Source organism: Rathayibacter agropyri (genome assembly GCF_013249015.1).
GTDB lineage: Bacteria > Actinomycetota > Actinomycetes > Actinomycetales > Microbacteriaceae > Rathayibacter > Rathayibacter agropyri.
This window is the reverse complement of sequence record NZ_JABRPL010000001.1, coordinates 321,654-347,489: the sequence shown is the minus strand read 5'-3', so window position 1 is coordinate 347,489 and position 25,836 is coordinate 321,654. Positions and strand designations below refer to the sequence as shown.

The following is a 25,836-nucleotide window of genomic DNA, read 5'->3' as shown; positions in this document are numbered from 1 at the left end:
TTCGATGCCACAGACGTCATTACTTGAGCGGGGACTCGGGCGGCGTGGTCGAACCCGTGCCAGACGTCGAGCCGGTGGTCGTCCCCGAGGCGCCGGGCACAGTGCCGGTCGAACCGTCGGCCGACTCACGGCGCTCGGTGCCGTCCTCGTCCTTCATGGTCTTGACCTCGCTCTTGAAGATCCGCATCGACTGCCCAACACTGCGGGCGAGCTGCGGGAGCTTGGGAGCACCGAACAGCAGGAGGATCACGGCGAGGATGATGAGGAGGTGCCACCCCTGGAGGCCAGCGAACATTGCAGACTCACTTCATTTGTCGGTTGCGGTGTACCAGGAGCTTACCCCGTTCGAGCGTCGCGGACCGGCGAAGGTCAATCCTGTCGCGCCGGGAGTCGCGCCGGGCTTCATGAGCCCGCCGGACGGCGTTGCGATCGACGAACAGGGACGACGGTGGCCGCGGCGGTAGAGGGTCGATGCTCCCGGGGCTCAGCGCCTCGAGCATCTCGGTCACCTCTGACATCTGCCTGAGCAGGGCACGTCCCCTGCGCCAGTAGGAGAGCGCGAAGAGAACAAGCATGGCGATCGCGCCGAGTGCCAGACCCAGCCAGATCACGATCCACGACCACCACGTCACGACTGCTCCTCCTCATTCGCGACCAGCGCGGCTCGTGCCCACTCGGCTACCGCGGCCCGCGCTTCCGCGGGCGCAACGACCGTCACCAGACCGGGGAGGGAGGCGACCAGCCGGGTCACACCCTGTAGATGCGCGACTCGGAGGCGCACGAGGACACCGCGGTCCTCCTCCCCCGCCGCCGGGTCGGGGAACTCGGCGTCGGCCACGTAGTCGCCCAGCAGCACGACGGCGCTCGGCGCCACTCTCAGCTCCACGACCAGGTCGGTCGCCGAGGCCTCGAACAACCGCTCCGACAGCGTGACCTCGTTACGCCGGCGCACGATCGGAGTTCCGATGTCCCGGAGCGAGCGCATCCGGTCGACCCGGAACGTCCGCACCCCCTCGCGCAGGTGGTCCCAGCCCCGCAGGTACCAGTCTCGGTCGACGGACTCGAGGACGAAGGGGTCAACGAGGCGCGATTCTGTGTCGCCGCGCGCGCTGCGGTAGTCGAAAGCGACCTGGGTCGCCGAGGCCATCGCAGTGCGCAGGAGGGCCACCGAGCTGTCCGCTCCGATGCCGCGCGAGACGGCGACCGCGCTCGGTGCACTGGAGGCGCCCCGCGAGAGCTTGCCCATCAGCGAGGCAATGCGGTCGTTGCCCTGGTTCTCGGGCAGGGCTGCGAGGTACTGCATCCCGGCGATCAGTGCCGCCGCCTCCCGCGCCGAGAACCGAGGCGAGTCGTCAATCGCGACCTGCTGGGTCAGAACGATGTGATCGTTCTCCTCGAAGTCGTCCCAGCCGATGTCGAAGAGGTCGTTCGCCTGGTACTGCGCGGTCTCGCCCGGGATGCCGGAGACGGCAATGAGGCGGACAGCGCGCCGCACCTCCTCCTCCGGAATCTCGAAGTGCTCGGCGACTTCGCTGACGGAGACGCGCCCGCGGTCGAGAAGGTAGGGGACGAGCGAGAGCAGCACGGCAAGGCGGTCGCGAGCCTGGAGGGTGCGCGGTCTAGGCATCGTCGCTACCTCCGTGATCGGCCAGGATGCGGCGGAGCCGGTCTGTCACGCGACGGCGCAGCTCGGACGGCTCGACCACTCGCACTTCCGGCCCGTAGCCGGCGAGCTCGTCGGCGAGCACGTCGGCGTCGGTGTAGTGCAGCCGGAGGGTGTCCTGGCCCTCGCCCGCGGCTTCCGCCCGTCCGCCGAGGCGCAGCGCGGCGTCGGAGTCGGCGGCGACCCACAGCAGCGCACTCGTGCGTTCGAGGATCTCGTCGAGCTGAGCGAGTGCAGTCGCTGCATGGTCGCCCTCGATGGCCGGGGCAGCCCGCCCCGTCGCCACGACCGGTCCGACGATGCGCGAGAGGAGGAAGGTTCGAGTGCCCTCGGCCGCCTCGTCCCAGCCGTGCAGATGCCAGCGGCCCTGGTGGTTCACGAGCGCGCGAGGCTGGACGGTCCGCACACGCGGCTTGTCGCCTCCGGGCTTGAGGTAGGGGAAGCGCACGACCTGTCCGCGATCCAGAGCGGCATTCAGCGGCTCGAAGGACGCCTCCCTGACGCGGATCGACGGGCTGATCCCGATGACCGGGTCGATCGACCCGACCCCGATCGAACGGAGCTTGATCAGCGCGCGCCGAGACTCTGCAGACAGGGTGCCCTCGCGCCAGACCGCCCCGGCGAGGCGGAGTAGCGCGAGCTCCTCCGGGTCAAACGTGAGGTCGGCCGGGAGATCGTAGCTTCGCTTCGCGATGCGGTAGCGCACGGTCTGCGTATTACCGGGATCGCCAGGAGCATCCACGGTCTCGATCGGAATGCCGAGCTCGCGCAGATCGTCCTTGTCGCGCTCGAACTGGCGCTCGAGCGCGGCCCGGTCTCCCCGGCCCGACCGCTGGCGGTAGCCCTGGACCGTCGAGAGGACGTCGGTCTTGGTGAGCCCGTTCTCAGCCGCGACAAGAGCGAGCACGAGGTTGAACAGACGCTCCTCGGCCGGGACGCGGCTCGAGGACGGGGCGTCGGCAGGCACGCCCTCCAGTCTAGGGCCGGGCCGGGTCAGGCCTTTCCGAGGATGTCGGCGACGAAGATCAGGGTTGCGCCACCGGGGATCCCGCCCTGGGGCGAGCCCTGGGCGCCGTAGCCCTGGTCCGGCGGGATGACCGCGATCACCTGGGAGCCGACAGGCTGGCCGATCAGCGCCTTCGCAAATCCGGGGATGACGCCGCCCTTGGTGGTCGATCCGTCGGCGGCGGTGAAGACAGCGGGGGCGCCCTTCTCCCAGCTGGAGTCGAACACCGTGCCATCGCTCCACTTCCAGCCGGTGTAGGCCACGACGACCTGATCGCCCTCCGCGATCACCTCGCCCTCGCCCTTCTTAAGCTGGGCGATGCGCAGATCGGTCGGAGCATCGCCGGAGGGCTTCGCGAGGCCGGGTCGGCCGTCATCACCGAGGGTGACGGTGGGGACTCCGTCGGGCGTGGGCTGCGCTGCGCCATTCGCGCGGGCAAGCGAGGCCGAGCGCACGTCGGCCACGAGCACGAGGGTGTCGTCCGGCGAGATGCCGAGCTGTGCCGAGGAGTTGCCGAAGCCGTCCTCCGGTGCAATGGCGATCGCCACCCGCGAGCCGACCTGTGTACAGAGCAGGCCCTCGTTCAGACCGACTAGGCCGGCACCGCCGACACCGAAACGCGCAGGGCGCGATCCGTCGTAGGGCGAGGTCTCGAGCACGGTACCGTCGGCCCCGTTGATGAGCGTGTAGTCGATCGTGACGAGCTGGCCCTTCTCGAGCGGGGTGCCCGAGCCCGGGATCAGCGTGCTCACCTGAGTGCCCTTCGCCTTGAGCGGAGTGGGGACAGACACGTCCGGCTTGACACCGAAGTCACCGGCCGCGCTGATCGCCGACGAGGAGTCCCCGGAGGAGAAGGGAGCGTCGCAGTCGGCCGTCGAGGTGGACGCGGAACATCCGGTGAGGGCGGCAACGATGCCGATGCTGGCGATGAGCGCGGTGGTCCTGCGCACGGGTCCTCGATTCGACGGGAGTGAGTGGTGACGCCCGAAGGCGGACGGCCCGGAGGCCGGGAACAGCTTAGAGGATGCCCTCGTCACTGCCGGGAGCGGCGGCCTCCTCCTCGGCGAACCCCCTGGCGCGTGACAGCTCGGCGCTGGTCGCCGACTCGCGCACCCGCTTACGCAGGCTCTTCGGGCTGACGGCACGCTCGCCGAGGGCTCCGGGAGTCCACACCTCGACGTCCTCGTCGCTGAAGTCGGTCTTGGAGGGACGGCGCTTGAGTTCGGGGAGAACGGTGTCCGGAGCCAGACGGCGGGCGGTAATCAGGAAGCCGGTGTGGCCGATCATCCGGTGATCGGGGCGGACCGCGAGACCCTCGACGTGCCAGCCGCGCACCATCGTCTCGTTGGAGGCCGGGTTGGTGAACAGACCAGAGCCGCGGATAGCCTCGGCCACCCGAGAGAGCTGCGTCACGGTGGCGACGTAGCAGAGCAGCACTCCCCCGGGCGTGAGTGCGTCGGCGGCTGCGTCGAGGCACTCCCACGGGGCGAGCATGTCGAGGATGACACGGTCGGCCTCGCCCGCCTGCACGGTAGCGGGAAGCGCCTCCACGAGATCGCCCACGGTGACGGTCCAGTTATCGGGGGTGTAGCCGAGGAAGGTCTCGACATTGGCGTGCGCCACTTCGGCGAACTCCTCCCTTCGCTCGAACGACGAGAGCCGGCCGGAGGGGCCGACGGCTCGCAGCAGCCACAGCGAGAGGGCACCGGAGCCGACACCCGCCTCAACCACCCGAGCACCCGGGAAGACGTCGGCCAGGGCCAGGATTTGCGCGGCGTCCTTTGGGTAGACGATGGCCGCGCCGCGCGGCATTGACATCACGAAGTCGGCGAGGAGAGGTCGCAATGCCAGATGCTCGACGCCCACGGTGTTGGTGACCACGGAACCATCGGGCAGGCCGATCACCGTGTCGTGCTCGATGCCTCCTCGATGGGTGTGGAAGACCCTGCCGGGGACGAGCGTGATGGTGTTCATCCGCCCCTTCGGACCCGTGAGTTGGACGCGGTCGCCCGCCCGGAAGGGGCCGGAATGCTGCAGCGCCTCGCCGCTCATGAGCGGGCCTGTGTTCCGACCGCGACCCGGCCGGAGCGGCGGTGCTCGGCGGAGACCGAGGCGAGATCCGCGACGGTGTGGCCCGCGAGGGTGGGCCAGAGGGCGTAGGGAGCGGCCGGATCGAGTTCGAGTTGGTGCGGGACTCCGATCACCGCTGCGCCGGAGGCGACGGCCGCGCCCAGACCGGCATAGGAGTCCTCGATCGCGACGCAGGCGGTGATCTCGACGCCGAGCATGCTCGCGGCCACAAGGTACGCCTCGGGATCAGGCTTACCGTGCTCGACCATGTCGCCGCTCACCACCGCAGCGAAGGCGGGGAAGGGGAGGCGCTCGATGACCGCCGCGGCCATCCGACCGATCGACATGGTGACGAGAGCCTGTGGGACGCCGGCGTCGCGCACAGCCTTCAGAAGCTCGACGGCTCCGGGGCGCCACGGGGTGTTCTCGGCGAGGCGCGCGATCACTTCGTCGGTCATCCGGTCGACGATTGCGTCGACGGACAGGTCGACGCCCTTGCCCTGCAGAATGCGTGCCGCGTTCGGCAGGCTCGACCCCACGAGGCTCATCGCGTCCTCGTGCGTCCACTCGCCGTCGAACGAGGCGACGAGTGCATGCTCGGACGCCATCCAGTAGGGCTCTGTGTCGACGAGTGTGCCGTCCATGTCCCAGAGGACGGCGGCCGGGAGCACGGCAGAGGGCGTCTCTCGAAGCCGGTCGGTGGTCAGCGTCCGGGCGGGAGTCTCGAAGGTCACGAGCGACCATGGTACCGGCAGGCTCGTCAGAAGTCGGGTGCAGCAGGTGGGGCGCGAGCCCTGAGCGAACTGCGTCCGCAATACCGCTGACCGGACAGGCGCGGTCGGGGCGGGTCCTATCCTTGACGGACGGGGCAGGCGCACTGTGCTCTCCCCGGACATCGAGCCGAACGCGGAGACACTGCCTATGAACGTGATCACGGGGAACGTCCTGGTCGTGGCCTTCGAGGGCTGGAACGACGCCGGCGACGCCGCGAGCGGAGCCCTGCGCCTGGTCAAGGACGCCGGGGAGTTCGTGCCCCTCTTCGCGGTCGACGCCGAGCAGTACTACGACTTCCAGTACACGCGTCCGATGCTCTCGATCGGCGAGGACGGCAGGCGCAGCCTGTCCTGGCCCGGCACGCAGATCTTCGGACCGGCCGACACCTCGGTCGACGCCGAGAGCGCGCTTTACCTGATGATCGGCACCGAACCCTCGCGGAGCTGGAAGAGCTTCGCGGCTGAGGTCGTCGACGCCATGCTCGCAATCGACATCTCAGCGGTGGTGTTCCTCGGCGCCATGCTCGCCGATGTGCCGCACACCCGTCCGATCTCGATCTTCGCCTCCAGCGAAAACGCCGAGTTGCGCACCACTTTCGAACTCGAACGCTCCAGCTACGAAGGGCCCGTCGGCATCCTCAGCGTGATCGGCGAGGCTGCCCACAAGGTCGGCATCCCGGCTGTCTCGATCTGGGCCTCTGTGCCGCACTACGTGCACAACGCTCCCTCGCCCAAGGCGATGCTGGCACTGCTCGAGAAGCTCGAGGAGGTTGTCGGCCTCGCGATCCCCCGCGGCGACCTGGTCGAGGAGGCCGAGGAATGGGAGCGTGGAATCGACGCGCTCGCCGCCGACGACGACGAGATGGCGGCGTACATCGCGCAGCTCGAGCAGGCGCGCGACACGGTCGACTCCCCCGAGGCGAGCGGCGAAGCCATCGCACAGGAGTTCGAGCGTTACCTCCGCCGCCGGGGCGACGGCCGTCCAGGCGACGAGCCGTGGCGCCCGTGACCCAGGCACCACTGTCCTGAAGGATCCCCGAACCGTCCGGCGGCTCAGGCGGGACGGACGCCGAGCAGCGCGTCCAGGGCGTCACGGAGGAGCGAGGGGTCATCCACACCCTCGACCAGCGCTGCGTCAACGACCGACAGCGCCGCCGGCGTATTCAGATCGTCGGCGAGCACCTCGCGCAGCTGAGCCAGAACCTCGAGCGCCGAGCGTGGTCCCACGGCAGTGAGCGCCGCCTCCCAGCGGGCCAGGCGCGCCTTCGCGGTCGGCAGATCCTCGGGCAGCCACTCCCAGCCGGACCGGTAGTGGTGGGCGAGCAACGCGAGGCGGATCGCCCGCGGGTCGACCCCCTCGCCGCGCAACCGGGAGACCAGCACCAGGTTGCCCAGCGACTTACTCATCTTCTCGCCCTGGTAGGCCACCATCCCGGCGTGCGCGTAGGCACGGGCCAGTGGTCGACCCGACAGCGAGGAGGCGTGAGCCGCGCTGAACTCGTGGTGCGGGAACACCAGGTCGCTGCCTCCGCCCTGAAGCGTGAACTCCACTCCGAGGCGATCGAGCGCGATCACCGAGCATTCGATGTGCCAGCCCGGCCGACCACGACCCACCTCGGCGTCCCAGGCCGGCTCGCCGGTACGCTCAGCGCGCCAGAGCAGTGGATCAAGAGGATCCCGCTTGCCTGCCCGGCCCGGGTCGCCTCCGCGCTCGGCGAAAAATCGGGCCATCGACTCCGCATCGAGACCGCTCACGCTGCCGAGGTGCCAGAGCGGGCTCTCCCCCACGGCGGTGTCGTAGTAGAGATCGCTCGCTCCATCGGCTGCGGCATCGGGAGCGGGGACGGGATAGGCGATTCCCTCCCGCTCGAGCCGGGCTACCGCCTCCGCAATCGGCGCCACCGTCTCGGTGACACTCACGTAGTGCTGCGGCGGCAGGATGCGAAGGGCCTGCATGTCGCCGCGGAACAGTTCCACCTGTTCCTCGGCCAGATCGCGCCAGTCGACACGCGTGGCGGTAGCGCGTTCGAGGAGCGGGTCGTCCACATCGGTGACATTTTGGGCGTACTCAACCGCGTAGCCCGCATCGAGCCAGACGCGCTGCACGATGTCGAAGGCGAGATAGGTGGCGGCATGGCCGAGGTGGGTGGCGTCGTAGGGCGTAATGCCGCAGACGTAGAGGCTCGCGACTCCGCTCGGTGCGTCGAGTTCGACGGGAGCCGCGGTCGCGGTGTCGTGCAGACGTGGGGCCCGCCCTCGGCCAGGCAGCGCCGGGATGTCGACGGCGGTCCAGGCGCGCATTTAGGCGGCGATAAGGCCCGTGCCGAGCGCGACCATCAGGACGACTCCGAGCACGATCCGGTAAATGACGAACGGAAGGAAGCTGCGACGCGAGATGTAGCTCATGAAGAACGCGATGACAACGAATCCGACGACGAACGCCACGATCGTGGCGACCAGGGTCTCGAGTCCGCCGACCTGGACCTGGTTGGGCAGAATCTCCGGGTCGCTGATGCTCTTGTACAGCTGGTAGAGACCGCTGCCAAACACCGCGGGGATCGCGAGGAGGAAGGAGTAGCGGGCCGCAGCCTTGCGCTCGTACCCCAGGAAGAGGCCGGCCGTGATCGTGCCTCCCGAGCGCGAGACGCCCGGGATGAGGGCCAGCGCCTGTGCGCCTCCGAAGATCAGGCCGTCGCGCACGCCCAAGTCGCGCAAGCGGCGCTTCTTCGCTCCGACCGCATCGGCGATGCCGAGCAGGATCCCGAAGACGATGAGCGTGGTCGCCACGACCCAGAGCGAGCGCAGAGTCGTCTCAATCGCATCCTGGAAGACGAGACCGAGCACGATGATCGGGAGGCTGCCGAGGATGATCAGCCAGCCCATGCGTGCGTTCGGGTCGGAGCGCGGGACGCGGCCGACGAGCGATCGAGCCCAGCTCGACACGATCCGCACGATATCGCGCCAGAAGTAGATGATGACCGCGGTCTCGGTCCCCAGCTGCGTGATCGCGGTGAACGCGGCTCCCGTGTCGCGCCCGCCCAGACCGGGCAGCAACTCACTCACGATCCGGAGGTGTGCGCTCGAGGAGATAGGGAGGAATTCGGTCAGACCCTGGACAAGTCCCAGGATCAGCGCGTCGAGCAGGCCCATGCGTCACTTTCAAGAAGAGCTGGGGCGTCGTCGGCCAGCAGGCGGTCAGTGTCGGTCGGCGCTGACCACACGATCGCAGCATCCTCAGGGTTGTAACAACCTCATGGTTGCAGCAGCCTCAGGATCGCAGCAGGAGATCGGTCAGGACCTTCCTGCCAAAGACTAGTGCGTCGAGTGGAACGCGCTCGTCGACGCCGTGGAACAGCGCCGGGAAGTCCAGCGACGAGGGCAACTGGAGTGGCGCGAAACCGTAGCCGGTGATCCCGAGGGTCGAGAGGGCCTTGTTGTCGGTTCCTCCTGAGAGCAGGTACGGGAGGACCTCGGCGTCCGGGTCGAAGCGGCGGAGCGAGGCCGCCATGCTCTCGACCAGGGGTCCGGCAAAGGGAACCTCCAACCCAATGTCGCGGTGCTGCACCAGGATCTCGACGTGCTCGCCCGCGAGGACCTTCACGCGCTCGAGCACGGCGTCCTCCTCTCCGGGGAGCACGCGGACGTCGATCGTCGCTTCGGCCGTGTCTGGGATGACGTTCGCCTTGTAGCCGGCCGAGAGCATCGACGGATTCGCCGTCGTGCGCAGGGTCGCTGCGATAAAGCGGGAGGCGGTGCCGGTCGCGAGGGCGAGCTCCTCAGGAGTGCTGCGCTGCGGGTCGTGGCCGAGCAGCCGCGCGACATGGTCGAGCAGTTCACGGGTCGTTTCGGTCAGCCGCGTGGGCCACTCCTCGCTGCCGATGCGGGCAACGGCCTCCGCGAGGCGGATGACGGCGTTCTCCGGGTTGATCTGCGACCCGTGACCGGCAGTTCCGTGGGCGCGCAGCGTCAACCACATCAGGGCCTTCTCGCCCGTCTGAACGAGATAGGCCCGCTTGCCCGCGAGTTCGATCGAGTAGCCGCCGACCTCGCTGATCGCCTCGGTCGCGCCGGCGAAAAGCTCGGGCCGGGTGCGGACGAGATGAGCGGAGCCGCGCACGCCACCCGCCTCCTCGTCGGCGAAGAAGGCCACGACGAGGTCGCGGGAGGGTCGGCGTCCCTCGCGGAGGATGTCACCGAGCGACGCGAGGATCATCGCATCCATGTTCTTCATATCGACCGCACCGCGGCCCCAGAGCATGCCGTCCTTGATGACGCCCCCGAACGGGTCGACGCTCCACGTGCCCGCGATGGCAGGTACCACGTCCAGGTGCCCATGCACGACGAGAGCCCCTCGGTCGCGGTCCTCCCCCGCGACCCGAGCGACGACGCTCGTGCGCCCCGGATCGGAGTCGATCAGCTCGGGCTCGAGGCCGAGATCGCGCAGCTTCGCGGCGACGTACTCCGCGGCTTCCCGCTCCGGCTCCGCCTTGCCGTCGCCATAATTGCTGGTGTCGAAGCGGATGAGGTCTCGCGCAATCAGCGCGGTCTCGTCGAGGCTAGATTCGGTCGGATCTGCGCTGTCTGACATGCGAGCAACGGTACCGGCGCAGGCCTGTCGCCGGGACTGGACGCAGCGGCGTGCGCGGTTCTCGGCCGGTCTTCGCGATGGCGGGGAAGGCTACGGAACCGTGCTAAAGTCTTCTTCGGCCGCGGAAACGCAGGCCAGAAGCATCACTCGTCCGGGTGGCGGAAATGGCAGACGCGCTAGCTTGAGGTGCTAGTGCCCGTATAGGGCGTGGGGGTTCAAGTCCCCCCTCGGACACGAACGCTGATCCCCACCGAACCTTCGTCAGAAGATTCGGTGGGGATTTTTGCATTGGCGAGGCCGGCTGAGGCGACCTCAATCGGCTGCCCAGGGATCTCGATGGAGCCCTGCGCGGCCCTCTGAGTGTGGTCGTACTGCAGGCGCAGGCCAATGGCAGTGAAGAACCAGTGCAACGAGCTCGGTTCGGCTGTCTGGAATACGGAGACCGCGAGGTCGCCCAGCGACTCGATGGCAGCCCGCATGTCCAAAGCATCGTGAGCGCGCGGTGCCGAACCGGATGCGTCCTGCATCTCGGCTTCGAGGCGCTCGATTTCTGCATCGAGCGCGACTATGCGGGGTTTCAAGCGATCGACGCTAATCTCGCCGTCTTCGAGGGCAGCGTAAAGCCGGTTCAGCCGAGCGGTAGCGTCCGCCAGTTGTTCTTTGGCGCGCTCGTACCTTGCTCGCTCGAAGGCCGTCGGTTGTCCCGCCGACTCGAGATCAGCAAACGTCTGCTCACGGTTAGCCGGTGAGAAGAGAGCAGCCATCGTCTTCGAGAGGCTGTCGACGAAGGCCGCCTCGGGGACACTGATGTTCGACGGATGCCGGGTGGCGGCCTTCGTCCCGGGCGTGAGGTCGCGTGCGCGACACCGGAGCCACGCCGTGCCGTGACTGCGGGAGATCTCCATTCGACGCCCACATTGCGTGCAGCGAACGAAGCCGCACAGCGATGACGGAACCTTCGCCACAGTCTTCGCGGCCTTCGCGCGCTTCGGGGTCGCTCCGAGTTGCCGCATGCTCAGCCGTTTGGCTTCGCGCCGGCGCAACTGCGCGCTAACGAATGTCTCGACCGAAATGATGGCATCGTGCGAAACACAGCGGCTACGGACCAAAGGCTTGTCCGACCGCGCGAGCCGAGTTTGGTAGCCGAGCGACACGTCTGTCGCGTCGATGAGTACCTCCTCCTTCTTGAATCGCCCCCAGAATTCGTAACCGGTATAGCGGCCGTTGCTGAGGATCGTGCTGATCGTCGAAATCTGCCAGCCGTCCTGGAGACGGTGCCGGTTTCGACCCGGATCTGCGGCTGAGGGGCACAGGACTCCTTCGAAGTTCAACCGTGACGCTATCTCACGAATGCTGCGTCCCTCGAGGTATTCCTGGAAGATTCGGCTCACAACAGGGGCCGTGTCCGTGTTCGGGGCGAGACGTTTTAGCTGGAAGCCCTCGGCGGCCTTCCTCGGGTTCGGATGTGGCCCGACTGGCACTGCCAAGTAGCCGTAAGGCGCACGCCCGCCCTGGAACCGGCCCTGGTTCTCGACCTGCGCCGCCATGCCCAGATACACGCGTTCCTGAACGCGTTGGCGTTCGCCCCTGCTCATACCTCCGTTGACGGTCATCAGGATGTAGTGCGAGGAGTTACGCGGGTCATACTCGCCACCGAGCTCGGGCACCCAGAGGCTGACTCCAGAGTGCTCGACGAGCGGGGCGACCTCGCTGAACTGCGATCCGAACCAGCAACGCTGTCCTTCGCCAACGACGATTGCGTCCCATTCACGATTCGGCGACGACATTTCGGTCAGTAGCCGAAGCGCCTCGGGCCGCCGCCGCCACGGCAGCGAGCGGCTGAAACCGATGTCGAAGTAGCTAGCCACGACCTTTCCTCCTGCCGGCCCGATGAGCGATTCCGCAGCCCGCAATTGCCACTGCCGGGAAGTCTCGGGATCCTGATTGTCTTCAGTCGAGCACCGGCCGTAGAAGGCAAACCGCCCGCTCGCGGGCAGCACATCGACAATCTCCGTACCGACGTGGGCGTCGAATTCTGCCCAAGGGTCGGAAGTGGTCTCGATCATGCCGCGTCCTTCATCTCTGCGCTGCGCTTGCGGCTGACGGCCTCGTCGATGAGTCGACGCAGCGCCTCAGCCGCTGCCGGGGTGAGCACGGGCACTCCGGGGAGGTTCAATGCGACAGTATCTCGAACGGGGTCGTGCCCACGGGCAGACATGACGCTCTCGTCGACCAAGCGGAGTCCCTGCCGGTCGGGTGATCCTGGATCGCCTGCACCAGAGTCGGCTGGTTGGGCAAACGCGCGCTCATTATCGCCGAGAGGGATCTGGCGCGCGCCTCTCAATGGTGGCCGAGAACGTGTCTGATCGAGTTTCGTGTTCATGTCCTTCACGTGCGCGGCTCCCGTTCAACGTGTCTCACACCATCAGCACGTCTTGCGACGGCGGGTCGGCCCCTAGATCAGACAGCCGACCCTGGGGCTATGCGCGGTCCTTCGACTCAGCTGTCAGGCGCCCTACCGGCGTGGTCGGTCGGGACCCGTAACGGAACAACGCAGCCGCCCGAACGCGCCCCGTACTGTCCGACTCCGTCACCAGATGTCTCTACCGCAGCGGGATCACGAACACGTTGCACTCCTCGCCGTAGCCGAACTCTGTGAAGTGCTGGCGGAAGGCGTCGCCGTCGTCGAGCCGGTCCGGGTACTCGGACATGTTGTAGCGGACGTCGGCGCCAGGCAGGTAGTTGTCCTGGGTGAAGTCGGCGAGGACCCCGTCGTCACCGATGACGGCGAGGACCTGCGGCCCGTCGTCGTCCCATGCTTGCGCGAGGAGGACCTGCGTGCCGTCTGGGTACGACGCCTGGTACGTCAGCTTCACCATCTCTCGCGTCGCGAGGCCGGCCTGAACCGTTGCCTCGAACGCAGCCAGCTGCGCTGCCTTTGCGCGCTCCTTGGCAGCCGCGATGCGCTCCTCCGGTGTGGCGGGCGGTGCGATCGCCTCGTGCCGGAGCGAGATGCGTCCACTGTCGAACTCTCCGTCAGCAGTGGTAAGCCATGCAAACGCGGGATCCGCCGGGTAGGACTTCGTCGCCAGATCGTAGTCGAGCGCGGGAACGTGCTGCGGGATCGAGTAGAGCATGTCGGCAACCTCGTCCGGCGCTGCGCCGAGTTCCTTCCCGTCCGCGTCGAAGACGTCCTCGGGGAAGTAGCCTTCGACGGATTCCAGGAACGGGGTGATCCGGAGATGGTCGGCGGTCGGGTATTTGGCCAGGATCGACGCGGCGATCGCGCGGGCGGCGATGCGGGTTTCGTTAGCGTGTGCGCTGCCAGTCGCTTCCTGGGCTGCCTGCACGACGTCGAGCAGGTTCGATTCCGGGTCCGACTGCGGCTTGGCGGCGAAGCGGCCGGGGTTGGTGGCGTGGCCTCGGGGGTGGTCGGATTCGGAGAAGGAACTCATACCGAGGATGTAGGCGGCGGTGCGCGTCAACCGAGCAGGAATGCTGTCGCCCGGGCGACGTCCGCCGGCGTCAGTCCGACGCTCTCTTCAGTCCCGAACGCCAGGCCAGGGATTCCGGCGAGGGTGTCGTCGTCGAGGGACCCGTCAGCGCGGGCGCGCGGGACCTCCTCGTCGTCCGCCCACACCCACCGGGTTCCGAGCTCGGCGACGCGGTTCTCGAGCGCGTGACGCTTCCAGTCGGGGTTGCGGTAGCCGCGGAGCTTCTTGGGCTTTTTCGCGAGGACGTACCCGCCGGCGAGACGGCCGCTGAAGGCCTGCTCGACGACCGCCCGAGCGTTCGGGCCCCAGGTGGTCAACCAACCGAACTCGACGGCGCCGGATGCCACCAGGGCGTGCAGAGCGTCGACGACGTCCTCGCGGAAGGTGATGACGAACTTCTGACCGTCGGCGGTGCGCACGAGCGTCTCCGTCGTCGCCGCGACGGTCCCGTCCGCGATTGCCGCGCTCAGCCCCGGCGTCGTCGCAACAGAGCTGCGCAGCCCAAGACGGGAGTGCTTCCGGGAGCGGACAACGTCGATGTGGCCGGCCACGGTCAGAGCGTCAAGGAGTGGGGCGGCAGCCGGGGTGAAGTGCAGGCGGCGAACTTCGTGCCCGTCGGTCGAAACGATGACGGTCGTGCTGGCCGTGTAGGCCCCGAAAAGGTTCAGGACGCCGTCGAGGTCGAGCACGAGCAACGGACGCCCGGAGGGAGCGGGCAGCGCCGCCAGGATGGCATCGGTCATGGTTCCTCGTCTGCGCGGCGCCCGCTGAGCGTCAGCGGGATCGGATGTCGTCCTCGATCTGGTCCAGCGCCGGGCCGACGTGGATGTCGTACCAGTGCTCGACGTCCGCGGCGTCGATCATAGCGAGCCGGTCGAGCATCTCGGGATCGTCCCGGTACCGGTCGACGAGCACGTTCAGCACGCCCGGCATCGCTCCGCCATACCCAGCCTGGTAGGTGGTCGTCTGGATCGCCCGGCGAGCGCGATAGCAGACCTGGGGCGCGCTGACAAATGCACGGGTGGGACCGGCGAGGTCCGTCTCCGGGCAGGTGTTGTCCTTCTCTGCGACGGCGCCCGGGGTCGACGGGTGGCCGCGCGGGTGCTGATACTCGTCGAATCCGGTCATGCGTTCACCTCGCCCGGGGTGGTCGCGGTCGTGTTCTCCCACGCGCCGGTGCGTTTCACCTCGACGCGAATGGTGTCGCTCGGGCGGGAGTCGCGAGCGATCAACTTCCGGAGCATGTCGACCGGCTCGTCTCCGGACTCGGCAGACATCCACAGCCACGGTTTCCCGTTCCGGTAGGTCTGGGTTTCCGCCTTCGAGAGGCTGAGTGCGGGGTCGTCCACATCGACGTCCTCGGGGACGGAAACGGCGCGCAGCTGCATGCGGGTGCGGCCGGTGCTGGATGCGTCGAAGGTGCGCTGCTGTTCGAGGCGTTCCTCGACGGTGGCGTGCGCATCGACCGGGACTCCAACGGGTGTCCCGTCGGGCCACACGAGTCGGTACTCCCTCTCGGACAGGACAGGCCGCGCGGGAGGCGTGGTGAAGGACGTCTCAGGGGCGGACTGCGGCTTCTCGCTGAAACGGCCGGAGTGAGAGGCGTGGTTGCGCGGATGCAGCGACGGATTGAAGATGGTCATGCCGGTCATGTACGCGGCGGCGGCACCCTCGTGCTCATCATCGACTGACTTCCATCGTGTCGCCGATCTTCGTCACAGTCACCGGGTTCCCACGCTTCGAGAACACGGTGCGGGTGAGGAACGAGCACAGGGTCCCGCGGGTGCCGTCGGCTGACCGGGGCACGAACTGATAGGCCTTGCCGCGCGGGCCGATGAGCCAGAGGCCCCTTTCCCGTCGGCGTACGTCGTCGTTTCGGTCCGGAACGTTGTTCCCGCGGGCTCCACCTCCTCTCCTCTCCTGCCCCGACCACGAAGAACCGGTCTGGGCAGGCCGCGACTGCTCTGAGAGGGAGCCTTCCTGGTCCGATTGCGGCTTCGTGGAGAAACGGCCAGGACGGGAGGAGTGGCCGCGCGGGTGCCGCTCATCGCCGATGCTCATACCCTCGATGTGCGCGGCTCAGGCGGCAGTCTCGAGCTCGACGTTTTCGATGAGCGGAAGCGTTGCCGTGGGGCCGGGAACGTACTCCCACTCGTCGGAGCGAATCAGGACGACGTCGAGGGTCTCACCGGAGTGCTGGGAGTTGTCGAGGACGCGTCGCAGGCTGGCGAGCGTGAACACTCCGCCGCCAGGCAGCATCGTCACCGGAAGCGGCCCTCGCGTTCGTCTCAGCGCTGTGGGCGCGGGGAGCAAGCGAGGCGAGGCGATGACGGGCGGGGCCGCGCTCCTACAGGCTGGTCTCGGGTTCGCTGTGATCCCGGCTCGTGAGCTGTCCCCCAGTGGCGGCAGGGCTGCCTGCAGGACGGCGCGCGGGCCCGGAGGTGCTTGCTGGTCTCGCTGTCGCCGGAGCATCCCAGGCTTGCCGTATCGCCTCCGACGCCTGCCAGAAGATGCTCTCCCGGGAATCGGTTAAGGTCATGGACTCGTCGCCGAAGATGTCGAACGCGATGTCGACGACCTGCTGTGGGTCGTGGATCTCGAGGTGCCGGATGAGAGCGGTGATGTCGTCCGTGTCCTTGCGGCGCCCGGCGGCGATCTTCATAGCTAGGAGCACGCGAGGAGATGCGACTCGGACCCGCATCTTGCCGATCTGGACCTTCGTGGCGTCGTGATCGCCGTCGACGTCGAAAGCCATGAACGACCACGCACGTCGGTTCAGCCAGTCCGCTGGAAGATCCCGCTCGGCGGCGAGGTCTTCGGCGACGGCCCGAACGTCCTCCCATGGTTGGAACAGCCCGTCGACGTCCGCTGTGACGCGTCGTGCGTCGAGCTGCACCGCCATGGCGAGCCCGCCAATGATGTACGCCTCGACACCGACGCCTCGGGCGTCGAGCCGGTCCGCGACCTCCTCGAGCAGCGACAGGATCTCGTCCCGAGTGAGCAGACGCCCAGCGTCGGCGCTCATGCGGCCGTCCAGTCATGCACGCGCGAGAGGATGTTCTTCCGCAGCAGGAGCGCCGGCGTCTGCGCTCGGACGATGGCAAGCCACTCAGGGACGGGCTCGCCGGTTGCGCCGGGTAGCCACTCCCTTGCCAGTGGGGGCGCATCAGTCCACTCCGGGGCGGGATCGCCACGTTCGCTCAGGTGCAGGCGGGTGAGTGTCGCCAGGAGGGTGTCGAAGCGCTGATCACCCGTGCTGCCCGGCGCTCGGACGAAATCTTGGATCTCCTCGGACGTGGTCGCTCGAGCGAGGTGCGCGAGCGCTTCGGTGGCGAGGCGGATCGCAGCGGCTTCGTCGTCTGCAGCGAGTTCGATGCGGATCGCAGCGGCAGCGGAGCGCGCTGTCAGCAGCTTGCGGTCGGCCATCGCACCCATGCGGTTCAGCGTACGGGGCCTGCGGGGTCTCTGCGCGGTCGATCACGCGGGCGTCGAGTGATTCGTGGCGCTCTGCTACTTCACCCATCGTTCGAGCCCATCGACACATACAAGCGGGGAAGCCACACACGGACGAGTGAGGGCCGCTGCGAAGTAGCAGGGCGTGTGCTCGCCGAAGCGGACATCGTCGCTCACCAGGAGCGGCGCGGATCCTCTCTGAGTAGCCGCCGGATGGTGCTACGGCCTGTTGCCAGCGTCGGGTAGCTCGGGTCCATCTTCGACAGAAGCGAGAGCATGCTGTTGAAGCGGTGCTGCACGTTGACCCTCAGAAGGTTGTCGTGATGAGCGACCCGGTTCCGAAGCCGCCGAAGCGTCTCGAGCTGGTTGCCAATGTCCACTCGACCTGCATCGTCGGCCGTGGCGTAAGGAAACGCCTGCGCCAACGCCTCTCTCCACGGCTGTTCCTGACGGTGCGACGATTCCGTCCTAGACCTAGGACGAACGACGACGACCCACGACCCGAACATGAGCTGTGTGACGACGTCGTCATGTGTGACGGAGGTCCCGGACCGGGGTGCCCTGAATCACGCTCAGCCGCCTCCCGGGAGGCTCGGCCGCGAGCCTCCTTCAACGCCTTGCGGAGCAGCGAGTACAACGGCTCCGCAGTGTGGTTGTCCGCGGACCAATCGCGTCCGAGGCCCGCAGCGTCGTTCCACGACGCCAGCTGCACGTCCATCGCGTTGCGAACCGCGATCTCGACGAACGAGATCTGACCGTGCAGAGCACCCGACCGCTGCGTCGCCCAGAGGTAGAGGTCCGTCGCGCGAGTGAGGTCACCGCTCGCGGCCAACACGTAGGGAGCGAGGCGAGCCCGACCGAGGAGCAGCTCCAGCGCTGTTTGACTTGGCATGCGAACGAGCGTAATTTTCTACACGCAAGCGTCGGGCTTGGACCGGCGTGATTACCTCAGAATCCCCCCGCATGGCGGGGGGATTCTTGTTTCTCCGGGCGCTAACACGCCCCGATGACCGCGAGCATCCGGCACAACCCGCCTCACCCAGCGCTAGACCGGTGACAGACCATGAGACGAAAGAGCGCTGGTAGTCGACTGGGCTCCTCGACGGACGCTCCGCCGTCTCAGGTACCGAGTCCGCGAGAAGTGCGTCGCCCGCAGCGCTCGCCCTGGCGGACCTGCGCTTCACGCCGAGCACTCGCTCGCCGGTCGAGTCTTCGCGTTCGCTTGGCTCTCCAGAGGCGTCAGAACGCTTGCTTGTCGAAGCCCTCTGGAGCCGTGTTCAGCGGATCCACCCACTGCAGCCCAGCGGCGACCGCGCGCGCCAGCCTCTCAAGCCCGGTGCCGAAGTAGCAGTAGTCGTGAGTCACCTCGACCTCCTGCAGCGGCGGCATCACCACGAGTCGCCAGTTGTCCAGCATCTTCCAGACCGCGACCGAGATCCTTCCCGTCTTCTGCAGTCGAAAGCCATGCTCCGTTCGCACGATCCGATCCCCAAAAAAGGCGTCGTTCGGTCGCACCTGCTGCTCGAGGTCATCCAGGACCTCGGCGCGAGTGCACAGCTTCACCATCCGATCCACACCCCAAGTGTCTCGATAATCGCCCCGACACCGGACATTTCAACGGGCGGGTCTCACGGGACGGTGCGACCCGCGGAAATCCGCGGGGAGGTCGCCCGTCCCTCAGGCGACCGTTCAGCGATCCCCATGCGGGACGCTCATAGAACGCGGCATCGCAGCCAGCACAGAGCTACGAGGTAAGTTGGATCGCGTCCTTTGACGCGCTGCGTTCGAGGGACGATGCACCATGCTTGGGCATACAGCCGCACGTCTGCTCGAGCGGACTGCATGCTGAAGACCACCGACCAGGGTGAGGTCCAGTTAAGGGGTGTCAATGTCGCGCGCAAACATCGTACGGATGCGGAAAATCGCGGACTTCCGTGCCTTCCAGACCTGGACCGATGAATCGCGAGCCGCTCCGCTCAAGCGAGTTAATCTCATTTACGGCACTAACGGCAGCGGGAAAAGTACGTTAGCCAACCTCTTCCGCCACTGCGCAGGAGCAGGATCTGCCGGGCCCACCCGGGCAGTTGGCGTCGAGTTCGACGCGACGGTTGATGGAATCGCGAGCGTAATCACGGAGTCAAGTTCTGACTTCTGGGCACGTACGAAGGTCTTCAATGCAGCCTACGTGCGCGAAAACCTGCGCTTCGATGACGACGGCGGCCCGCAGTCGGAGAGCGTGCTCACGCTGGGCGAAGCGAACGTCGACACCGAGGAAAAGCTTCGCCTCGCCGAGAATCGCAAGAGCGAGCTCGCCCCATTGGCGCGAGAGGCGCGCATAAAAACGACTAGCTTGGAGCGAGCGCTCGGAGAGCGATTGACGGCGGTCGCAGGGCAGGTCGTTGAGGACCTGCGCGCGTCCCCTGTCGCTACCTATCGGGCAACAAACTCCTATACGCGCGCGAATGTACGCACTCTACTAAAGAAAGATCGAACAGTGTTCGACGACGCCTCGCGCGATGTCGCCGCGGATCGAGCGACAGCCACGTCACCCGCGATGGATGCGTTCACCAAACTTTCGCGCGCGCGATTGCTAGACGGACCCGAAGTGCTCGTTGCTGCAAACGAACTCCTTATGCGCGACGTGACATCGAAGGTCATTGAAACTCTTGCAGGTCGTCCACGAGAGGCCAAATGGGTTCAAGACGGAATTGATCTTCACGACCACAGAGAAGAGTGCCTCTTCTGTGGAGGCGCCATCACCGCGAACCGCCGCGCTGAGCTTGCTGCACACTTCGATAGCTCTCTAATCAACTTGCAGAAAGATATCAATACCCTCATTTCGAAGCTTTCGCAGGCATTCTCCGCCGCGCAGCAGATGGCCGAGAGTATTCCCCGTGATGGAGACCTCTACCCAGACTTCGCTGGTGAACTTAGAACCGCGCGTAGCACCCTCAGAGATCAATCCGACCGATATCGAAGCGGAATTGAGACGATCATCGCTGCCCTCAAGGATAAAGCCGCGAACCCGTTTGCGGAACCTGAAGTGGTGCTACCTCACATTGAGGCGCCCTCGATGGACGAAGTTGCCGCGGTCGTTGCAAGCCACGAACATAGACGGACGTCACACAATTCTGAGGCGACGGCGGCCGCCCGCCGAGTTGAGCTGGCGCGCGTGAAGGTCCTCGCGAAAGAGTTTGACGATCGCTCGGCGGAATTTGAGAACCAGAAGGAGCTAGCTGATCAACTCGAAGACGAGCTTCAAACAGTCAGCGACCAGATCATCGCTCTGAGCAACGTCGATGCGGACCCCGTCCCGAAGGCAGCGGAGCTCACAGACGATGTGGCCCGCCTCCTCGGACGCGGTGAGCTGCGGTTCCAGCCGACAGCAGACGGCAAGCATTACAAGATCGAGCGGTCGAACCAGCCCGCCACCCACCTCAGTGAAGGTGAACGGACTGCGATCGCACTTCTTCACTTCCTAGCGAGCGTTCAGCGCAACGCTGTTGCGGGCGACGCGCCGATTGTTGTGATTGACGATCCCGTCTCGAGCATGGACGAGGGCATCTTGTTCGGCGTTTCATCGTTTTTATGGGCAACCCTAGTCGAGAACGACTACGCCAGCCAGGTCATCTTGCTCACGCACAACTTCGAGCTCTTCCGGCAGTGGGTCCTCCAGCTTGAGAATGCGGGTAAGCATGTTCCTGGTGGATTCACCATTCACGAGGTCCGGATGCGCTTTCGCTCGCGGGGAACAGCAGCCCCAAGACGTCTTCCCCAGTTCGACCCCTGGACGAAAGACAAGCTGCAGAGCCGACGCCTGCGATCGCTGTACCACTTCCTTTTTGCGAGAGTCGCGAACGCCATTTTGGAAGCGACACCGGAGCTAGGGCTGGCCGAGCGGATGGATCTGCTTGCATTGGCGCCAAACGCGGCTCGAAAGATGGTCGAAGCGTTCCTTAGCTTCCGATATCCACAGCATATCGGAAACTTCCACGCAGGCATGAAAGCGGCAATCAGCGAGCTCGATGAGCCATCAGTGCGGACGCACGTCGAACGCTACCTGCACGCCTACTCCCACAACGAGGAGGGAAATATCTCGGCAATGATCGACCCGAGCGAGGCGACCGTGGTTCTCCGATCGCTTTTCCTGCGGATGAAGGCAAATGACCCCAAACACGTTGCTGCGATGTGCGAATCGCTTCAGATCGACGAGGACGCGCTGTTCACGATCCCTGCTTAACCGATCTAAACCTGGCCACCCCCTTAGACGTGACCACCGGACACCTCCGACGAATTGACCTATGGCTCCCAGCCAGACGTCGAAGCCATCAACTCAGAGCTGATGGAGGAGATGTCCCGAGTCATGGCTGAGGCCGTGGAACAGGTCAACGCCGAGGCAGCGAGGGAGGTCGCTATGGGCTGATGCGATAGACAAGAATGCCGGGGATTTTCATTGAGGGTCGGTCCCCGGCCTTCCTTATGTCATCAGCGCACTACGCCTGCGGCTTCACCGCTTTCGCCTTCTGCAGGAGGGCTTCCTGATGGCGTCGGTTTCGCACATCGTCCTTCCGGAGGCTTCGCCCCTCGGAGAGAACGGTCTGGAACTGGTCCGTGGCAAGCTCCATCGCCTTGGAGATGGCGAACTCGATCCGGTCAGAATCAGTGACCTTGAACTGAGTCCTCTTGACGGCAACAAGCTTGCGCCTCGCGGACTCGAGATCGCCCGCTTCGAACACCGGTGCTATCTGCGGATTAATGATGACGGAGACCATCATCGCAATGTGATACTTCGCCGCCTTCAGAGTTGTGGAGTCGGGAGTGCGAGCAAAGTATCGATCCACCCGGTAGAGGATCCAGGCTGCGTAGTAATACGCCTCGACCGAGTAGCTTCCCCACACGAAGGAATCCTCGGCTTCGAGTTCCTTGGGCGAACCGATCGCTCGGAAGGACTCGCCGAAGAGGGTTGCGGCGACGGCACGGTTGAGCTCCGGCGTGGTGACGACCCGTGTCCTCGGAAAGTCAAGTGCAGCGTGCTGGATCTGACGCAGGTATCGCAGACCATCGGCGCCTGACTGAGTGAAATACTCCTCCACGTCCTTGGCGGTCTGCGAACTCGCCTGGATGTCCGTCGAACCGATCGCAGTTTGGAGGTTCGTAGCAATGGCCACACTGGTCCGCACGCTTGCATCGTCTGAACTGACGATCTTTACTGGAATCCATAGATCCGACAGGAGTTCCGGGTTCTCTTTGACCTTCTGACTCGCCGCCCACCTCACCAGCTGATGGCTCGTCTGCCCACCGTTCACGATCTGGTAGCCAGATATGAAGAACTTGTCTCCTGCTCCCCTGAGTGAGCTAGCGATGATCGTGAGACCGTTGTTCAGGAACGGAAACTGCGCACGCTCCTCACTTTCGAGGGTTCGAGTGATTCGCAGGTTGACTGTGTTGTGCGCTCCGAGATCGAGCCGCACGTTGTCATCGAAAATACCGGGCCGGATGGAACCAGTCTCGTCTGTCAATAGCTTCAGAGCTTCCGTGCCAGACAACAGTCCTATGTAGGCCTCGCTGACCCTTTCCGTCGCGGGGATGGTCTGACGCTTAGTGAAGTCGAACCGGATGTTCTGCGGTCCGTGCCGTTCCTTCAACTTCGCTGAGAGTGCGTCGTGCCCGTGAGTTTTCAACTCGAAGGGCTCTGTATACACCCCTAGTTCCTTGATCCGGCGAACAGCCTCGGTGACCTGGAGTTCCTTGCGCGCATCAGCCCCGTCGTGGCCGCTGGTCGTGACGTAGAGCACTTCACACGGGATTCGCGTTTCCTGGAACTTGTCACCGTTCTCGGCAATCTTGTCGATCAACGCTGCGAGGTCGACTAGTTCGGCAGGGAGAGCAATGCTCTGCGGGTCGATCGCATATTTCGTGACTGACTCGATGCCGTGCAGGAACTTCGAGATCAGTTTTGCGTCGTAAGACTCGCTCGTCTTGGCCTGGATAAAGCAGACCCGCGCGGTGTTCGAAGCCTGCTCTGAGATCAGTTCTTCGATCTCCGAAGGTTCGAACACGAGCTGCCCGTTCACGACGACAGCGGCGATGTCGATCCCCTCGTCCCCGCCTCCTCCGCGCACCGACCGCTCGATCTTTTCCACATCGTCTCGGAGGTAGGCATAGAGGTAGTTGGCCGCAACATAGAGTTCGAACTGCTTATCCTCCGATACCTCGAAGCCAAAGTCGCGCGCAAACTTGGCGACACGTTTGCCCGTAAGAGTGTGCAACTGTTCCCCCTGCTCAGCGACGGCGACGATCCCCACCGCATTGTTGCACTGATAGTAGCGTCGGGACGGCTTGTCCAGTGCGCCGATGCCAGCCGCGAGCGCAAGCGCGAGTCTCGCATCACCGTTCGGGCAACGCTCAGCGGCGATAGGCGACAGTGTCAGGCGCTCGCGCAATCCCGACGCATCATCGAACCATCGCGCGATCCTGGGCGCCTAGATGGCGTATCCCTCGACGGGACCTTCCGTGTTCGGCCGCCATCCAAGAGCGGGTGCGACGTGCTTCGCGAAGTTCTCGAGGAGCGTTATATAATAAGCAACCCCCAACTGGTTCGGAATCGTGAGCAGCAGCGTGTCCGCCTCCTGCACGGCGACATCGGTGGCCAGCTCGGCGGCGATCGCATCCGGCTCGCCCGTGTAGCTGCGGCCGAAGCGGGCACGGACGCCCTCGAGGGATGCCACCTGGTCCTGTTCGTCGCGACCGCCGAAGTAGAGGCGGTCGAGATCGCTCGTGATCGGGAGAACGCTGCGCGAGACGGAGACGCGGGGCGTGCGCTCCCAGCCCGCCTCCGCCCAGGCCGAGCGGTACTCGCGAATCTGGCGTGCCTGGAGTTCGTCGAAGGGAATGCCCTCTTCCTCGAGGAGCAGCGTCGAGGACTGGAGGTTCATACCCTGCTGCGCTGCCCAGCGTGCAGTCTCGAAACTGCCCGCACCCCACCAGATGCGGTCCTCGAGTCCGGGCGAGCGCGGCTCGATCGCGAGCGGAAGCGACTGGCGGGTCATCGCAGGGTCGGACTGCGCGACCGGAGCCCCGGCGAGAGCCTCGCGGAACATCTGCACCTTGTGGCGGGCGAGATCCGCGTCGGTCATGCCCTCGGGCGGGACGAAACCGAAGGCCTCGGAACCGCGCAAGGCTGTCTCGGGTGATCCCCGGCTCACCCCGAGCTCGAGTCTGCCGCCCGAGATGAGATCGGTCGCGGCTGCCTCCTCCGCCATGTAAAGCGGATTTTCGTAGCGCATATCGATGACGCCGGTGCCGATCTCGATGCGACGGGTCCGGGCGGCGATGGCAGCGAGCAGCGGGAAGGGCGAGGCCAGCTGCGGCGCGAAGTGGTGCACGCGGACGTACGCGCCGTCGAGCCCGATCTCCTCGGCAGCCTCGGCGAGTTCGATTGTCTGCAGGAGGACGTCGGCGGCGGTTCGCGTCAGTGACCCCTGCACCGACTGGTAGTGACCAAAGGAGAGGAAGCCAATGCGCGAGACCATGCCTCGTGAAGCGCCTCGGCGGTCGCGGGTATTCCCCGTCGTGGCACGGGATGACCGCTAATCCGCGTCAAAACGCGCGAGAACTACTCAATACTCATATGGTGTCCGTACGACGAGCACCGTGCTCGCCGGGAGCGGAGGAAGACGTCATGCCGACGGTGATCGTCACGGTTCCGGGGGTGCCGCGACCCTGCGGCACCCCCGGCTCGGTCTCAGAGCGCTTCGAAATCGGCCGAGACCGAGGCTGTGACCGCGATGTCTTCCGGCTTGAGGGCGAGCGGCTCCTCCGACGCGCTGAACACCGCCGCGCGGCTCATCATCGCCGAACTGCCCTCGACGCGCGTGTGCGGGCGCAGTCCCGGCTCGAAGAGCGTCAACACGCGCACGTCCGAGAATCCGAGGGCGGCGGCATAGGCCTCCGCCCTCTCCCGAGCATCGCGCACCGCGGCGACGCGAACATCACGCTCGATGCTCGCGCGTCGGACGGCGGTGACGTCCCAGTCGACACCGGAGACCTGGATCCCCGGCACCTCCGAGATCGACCCGACCCAATGGCCGAGCGCCGCGAAGTCGCGGTATTTCACCCGCACACTGGCAGCAGCCACGTGGAACAACTGCGTGACATCGGAGTCCTTGAGGTACCGGCGGACCGTCGAGACGGAGATCTGGTCGGACGACCACCACGTCGCGACTCCCGAAGCCTGCTCGGCCGCCGCCTCCCCTCGCACCCTCGCGTGCAGCGAGGTGACCTCGGCGAGCGACTCGGCTCGCGAGAGCGACTCGCGGCGGATCTCGAGTCGAACCGTTCCCCGCTCGGCAGGATGGAAGTGCTGGGCGGTGCCCGCGACGGTGATGGTGACCATGCCACCATCGTGCCGCATCGATCCGCATCAGCCCCGAGAGTGGATTATGCAGCGGATGCGCTCGGCCAGAGCGCGCTCTGTTGCGAGATTGCTGACGATCTGGGCACGGTGCGCGCCGCAGGCGCCAGGAATCGGCGCACCGGTTCCTGGATCGAGCCGGCCGCGCAGCGAGCGCTCACCCTGAGCAATCGATGCCTCGAGCAGCGCGAGCCGACGGGCGAGCCGTTCGGACTCGAAACTCTCGACCGAGATGTGGTTCTCGGAGGGGCGGTCAGCGGTGAAAGTAGGAACGCTCATCATCTTCCATTCCGTCGGGGCGCCCATGAGTGGCGCCTTCACAAGAGAGACTTCCGAGCACGGCGATCATGACGCGGCGGCGCGAAACTCGTCACGA

The 25,836-nt window shown here is 66.0% G+C and carries 25 protein-coding genes and 1 tRNA gene; 3 read left to right on the top strand and 23 right to left on the bottom strand.

What is annotated here, in order from left to right:
- Window positions 1-19: 19 nt before the first annotated feature.
- The 7 genes from tatA to HRF29_RS01580 form a co-directional block, all read right to left on the bottom strand.
- Window positions 20-295: a Sec-independent protein translocase subunit TatA gene (tatA, locus tag HRF29_RS01610; protein WP_173243678.1), complete on the bottom strand. Its 276-nt coding sequence runs from the start codon at window positions 293-295 to the stop codon at window positions 20-22.
- A 7-nt stretch (window positions 296-302) separates the two neighbouring features.
- Complete coding sequence (locus HRF29_RS01605) at window positions 303-632, bottom strand: hypothetical protein (RefSeq protein WP_173243675.1); 330 nt, start codon at window positions 630-632, stop codon at window positions 303-305.
- The gene (locus HRF29_RS01600) at window positions 629-1,627 is read right to left on the bottom strand and encodes a helix-turn-helix transcriptional regulator (RefSeq protein ID WP_173243672.1); all 999 of its coding nucleotides are present in this window, start codon (window positions 1,625-1,627) and stop codon (window positions 629-631) included. Before HRF29_RS01600 ends, HRF29_RS01605 begins: the two co-directional genes overlap by 4 nt.
- Window positions 1,620-2,630 (bottom strand): WYL domain-containing protein, encoded by a 1,011-nt coding sequence (locus tag HRF29_RS01595; protein ID WP_173243669.1) that lies wholly within the window; start codon window positions 2,628-2,630, stop codon window positions 1,620-1,622. The genes HRF29_RS01600 and HRF29_RS01595 overlap by 8 nt, the downstream gene beginning before the upstream one ends.
- A gap of 26 nt (window positions 2,631-2,656) precedes the next feature.
- Complete coding sequence (locus HRF29_RS01590; protein ID WP_173243666.1) at window positions 2,657-3,619, bottom strand: FKBP-type peptidyl-prolyl cis-trans isomerase; 963 nt, start codon at window positions 3,617-3,619, stop codon at window positions 2,657-2,659.
- Window positions 3,620-3,686: 67 nt separating this feature from the next.
- The gene (locus HRF29_RS01585; RefSeq protein ID WP_173243663.1) at window positions 3,687-4,721 is read right to left on the bottom strand and encodes a tRNA (adenine-N1)-methyltransferase; all 1,035 of its coding nucleotides are present in this window, start codon (window positions 4,719-4,721) and stop codon (window positions 3,687-3,689) included.
- Complete coding sequence (locus HRF29_RS01580) at window positions 4,718-5,473, bottom strand: HAD family hydrolase (protein ID WP_343043603.1); 756 nt, start codon at window positions 5,471-5,473, stop codon at window positions 4,718-4,720. The genes HRF29_RS01585 and HRF29_RS01580 overlap by 4 nt, the downstream gene beginning before the upstream one ends.
- A gap of 187 nt (window positions 5,474-5,660) precedes the next feature.
- On the opposite strand from HRF29_RS01580, the gene HRF29_RS01575 reads away from it, so the two are divergent.
- Entirely contained in the window at window positions 5,661-6,521 is an 861-nt protein-coding gene (locus tag HRF29_RS01575; protein WP_173243660.1) for a proteasome assembly chaperone family protein, read from the top strand.
- 44 nt (window positions 6,522-6,565) lie between these two features.
- Here the strand turns inward: HRF29_RS01575 and mshC are convergent, their stop codons facing one another.
- The 3 genes from mshC to HRF29_RS01560 form a co-directional block, all read right to left on the bottom strand.
- Window positions 6,566-7,813, bottom strand: a complete 1,248-nt coding sequence (gene mshC, locus HRF29_RS01570; protein WP_173243657.1) for a cysteine--1-D-myo-inosityl 2-amino-2-deoxy-alpha-D-glucopyranoside ligase — start codon at window positions 7,811-7,813, stop codon at window positions 6,566-6,568.
- Entirely contained in the window at window positions 7,814-8,662 is an 849-nt protein-coding gene (locus HRF29_RS01565) for an undecaprenyl-diphosphate phosphatase (RefSeq protein WP_173243654.1), read from the bottom strand.
- A gap of 118 nt (window positions 8,663-8,780) precedes the next feature.
- Window positions 8,781-10,100, bottom strand: a complete 1,320-nt coding sequence (locus HRF29_RS01560; protein ID WP_173243651.1) for a M20/M25/M40 family metallo-hydrolase — start codon at window positions 10,098-10,100, stop codon at window positions 8,781-8,783.
- Between the two features lie 149 nt (window positions 10,101-10,249).
- Between HRF29_RS01560 and HRF29_RS01555 the strand changes: the two genes are divergently transcribed.
- Window positions 10,250-10,334 (top strand) — tRNA-Leu (locus HRF29_RS01555).
- Here HRF29_RS01555 and HRF29_RS01550 read toward each other — a convergent pair.
- From HRF29_RS01550 to HRF29_RS01510, 9 genes are all read right to left on the bottom strand, one after another.
- Entirely contained in the window at window positions 10,316-12,166 is a 1,851-nt protein-coding gene (locus HRF29_RS01550) for a recombinase family protein (protein WP_173243649.1), read from the bottom strand. The two genes, HRF29_RS01555 and HRF29_RS01550, sit on opposite strands and share 19 nt — an antisense overlap.
- A 537-nt stretch (window positions 12,167-12,703) precedes the next feature.
- On the bottom strand, window positions 12,704-13,555 hold the full coding sequence (locus HRF29_RS01545) for a hypothetical protein (protein WP_173243646.1): 852 nt from the start codon (window positions 13,553-13,555) through the stop codon (window positions 12,704-12,706).
- Window positions 13,556-13,581: 26 nt separating this feature from the next.
- Window positions 13,582-14,337, bottom strand: coding sequence for a hypothetical protein (locus tag HRF29_RS01540; protein WP_173243643.1), 756 nt, complete (start codon window positions 14,335-14,337; stop codon window positions 13,582-13,584).
- Between the two features lie 31 nt (window positions 14,338-14,368).
- On the bottom strand, window positions 14,369-14,722 hold the full coding sequence (locus HRF29_RS01535) for a hypothetical protein (protein WP_173243639.1): 354 nt from the start codon (window positions 14,720-14,722) through the stop codon (window positions 14,369-14,371).
- A complete protein-coding gene (locus tag HRF29_RS01530; protein WP_173243636.1) occupies window positions 14,719-15,237 on the bottom strand; it encodes a hypothetical protein in 519 nt (172 codons plus the stop codon). Before HRF29_RS01530 ends, HRF29_RS01535 begins: the two co-directional genes overlap by 4 nt.
- Window positions 15,238-15,673: 436 nt before the next feature.
- Window positions 15,674-15,859 (bottom strand): hypothetical protein, encoded by a 186-nt coding sequence (locus HRF29_RS01525; RefSeq protein ID WP_173243633.1) that lies wholly within the window; start codon window positions 15,857-15,859, stop codon window positions 15,674-15,676.
- 82 nt (window positions 15,860-15,941) lie between these two features.
- Window positions 15,942-16,619, bottom strand: a complete 678-nt coding sequence (locus HRF29_RS01520; RefSeq protein WP_173243630.1) for a DUF6036 family nucleotidyltransferase — start codon at window positions 16,617-16,619, stop codon at window positions 15,942-15,944.
- Window positions 16,616-17,029 (bottom strand): hypothetical protein, encoded by a 414-nt coding sequence (locus HRF29_RS01515; protein WP_173243628.1) that lies wholly within the window; start codon window positions 17,027-17,029, stop codon window positions 16,616-16,618. The genes HRF29_RS01520 and HRF29_RS01515 overlap by 4 nt, the downstream gene beginning before the upstream one ends.
- A gap of 1,257 nt (window positions 17,030-18,286) precedes the next feature.
- Window positions 18,287-18,622, bottom strand: coding sequence for a hypothetical protein (locus HRF29_RS01510; protein WP_222929571.1), 336 nt, complete (start codon window positions 18,620-18,622; stop codon window positions 18,287-18,289).
- Between the two features lie 313 nt (window positions 18,623-18,935).
- Here HRF29_RS01510 and HRF29_RS01505 point away from each other — a divergent pair, with 313 nt between their 5' ends.
- Window positions 18,936-21,287 carry an AAA family ATPase gene (locus tag HRF29_RS01505; RefSeq protein ID WP_173243622.1) on the top strand — a complete coding sequence of 784 codons (2,352 nt, stop codon included), beginning with the start codon at window positions 18,936-18,938 and terminating at the stop codon, window positions 21,285-21,287.
- Window positions 21,288-21,540: 253 nt separating this feature from the next.
- Here HRF29_RS01505 and HRF29_RS01500 read toward each other — a convergent pair whose 3' ends face one another.
- From HRF29_RS01500 to HRF29_RS01485, 4 genes are all read right to left on the bottom strand, one after another.
- Complete coding sequence (locus HRF29_RS01500; RefSeq protein WP_173243618.1) at window positions 21,541-23,490, bottom strand: AIPR family protein; 1,950 nt, start codon at window positions 23,488-23,490, stop codon at window positions 21,541-21,543.
- Window positions 23,491-23,529: 39 nt separating this feature from the next.
- Complete coding sequence (locus tag HRF29_RS01495) at window positions 23,530-24,579, bottom strand: LLM class flavin-dependent oxidoreductase (RefSeq protein ID WP_173243615.1); 1,050 nt, start codon at window positions 24,577-24,579, stop codon at window positions 23,530-23,532.
- Window positions 24,580-24,791: 212 nt separating this feature from the next.
- Complete coding sequence (locus HRF29_RS01490; protein WP_173243611.1) at window positions 24,792-25,442, bottom strand: SIMPL domain-containing protein; 651 nt, start codon at window positions 25,440-25,442, stop codon at window positions 24,792-24,794.
- 27 nt (window positions 25,443-25,469) lie between these two features.
- Window positions 25,470-25,766 carry a hypothetical protein gene (locus HRF29_RS01485; RefSeq protein ID WP_173243608.1) on the bottom strand — a complete coding sequence of 99 codons (297 nt, stop codon included), beginning with the start codon at window positions 25,764-25,766 and terminating at the stop codon, window positions 25,470-25,472.
- Between the last annotated feature and the right edge of the window lie 70 nt (window positions 25,767-25,836).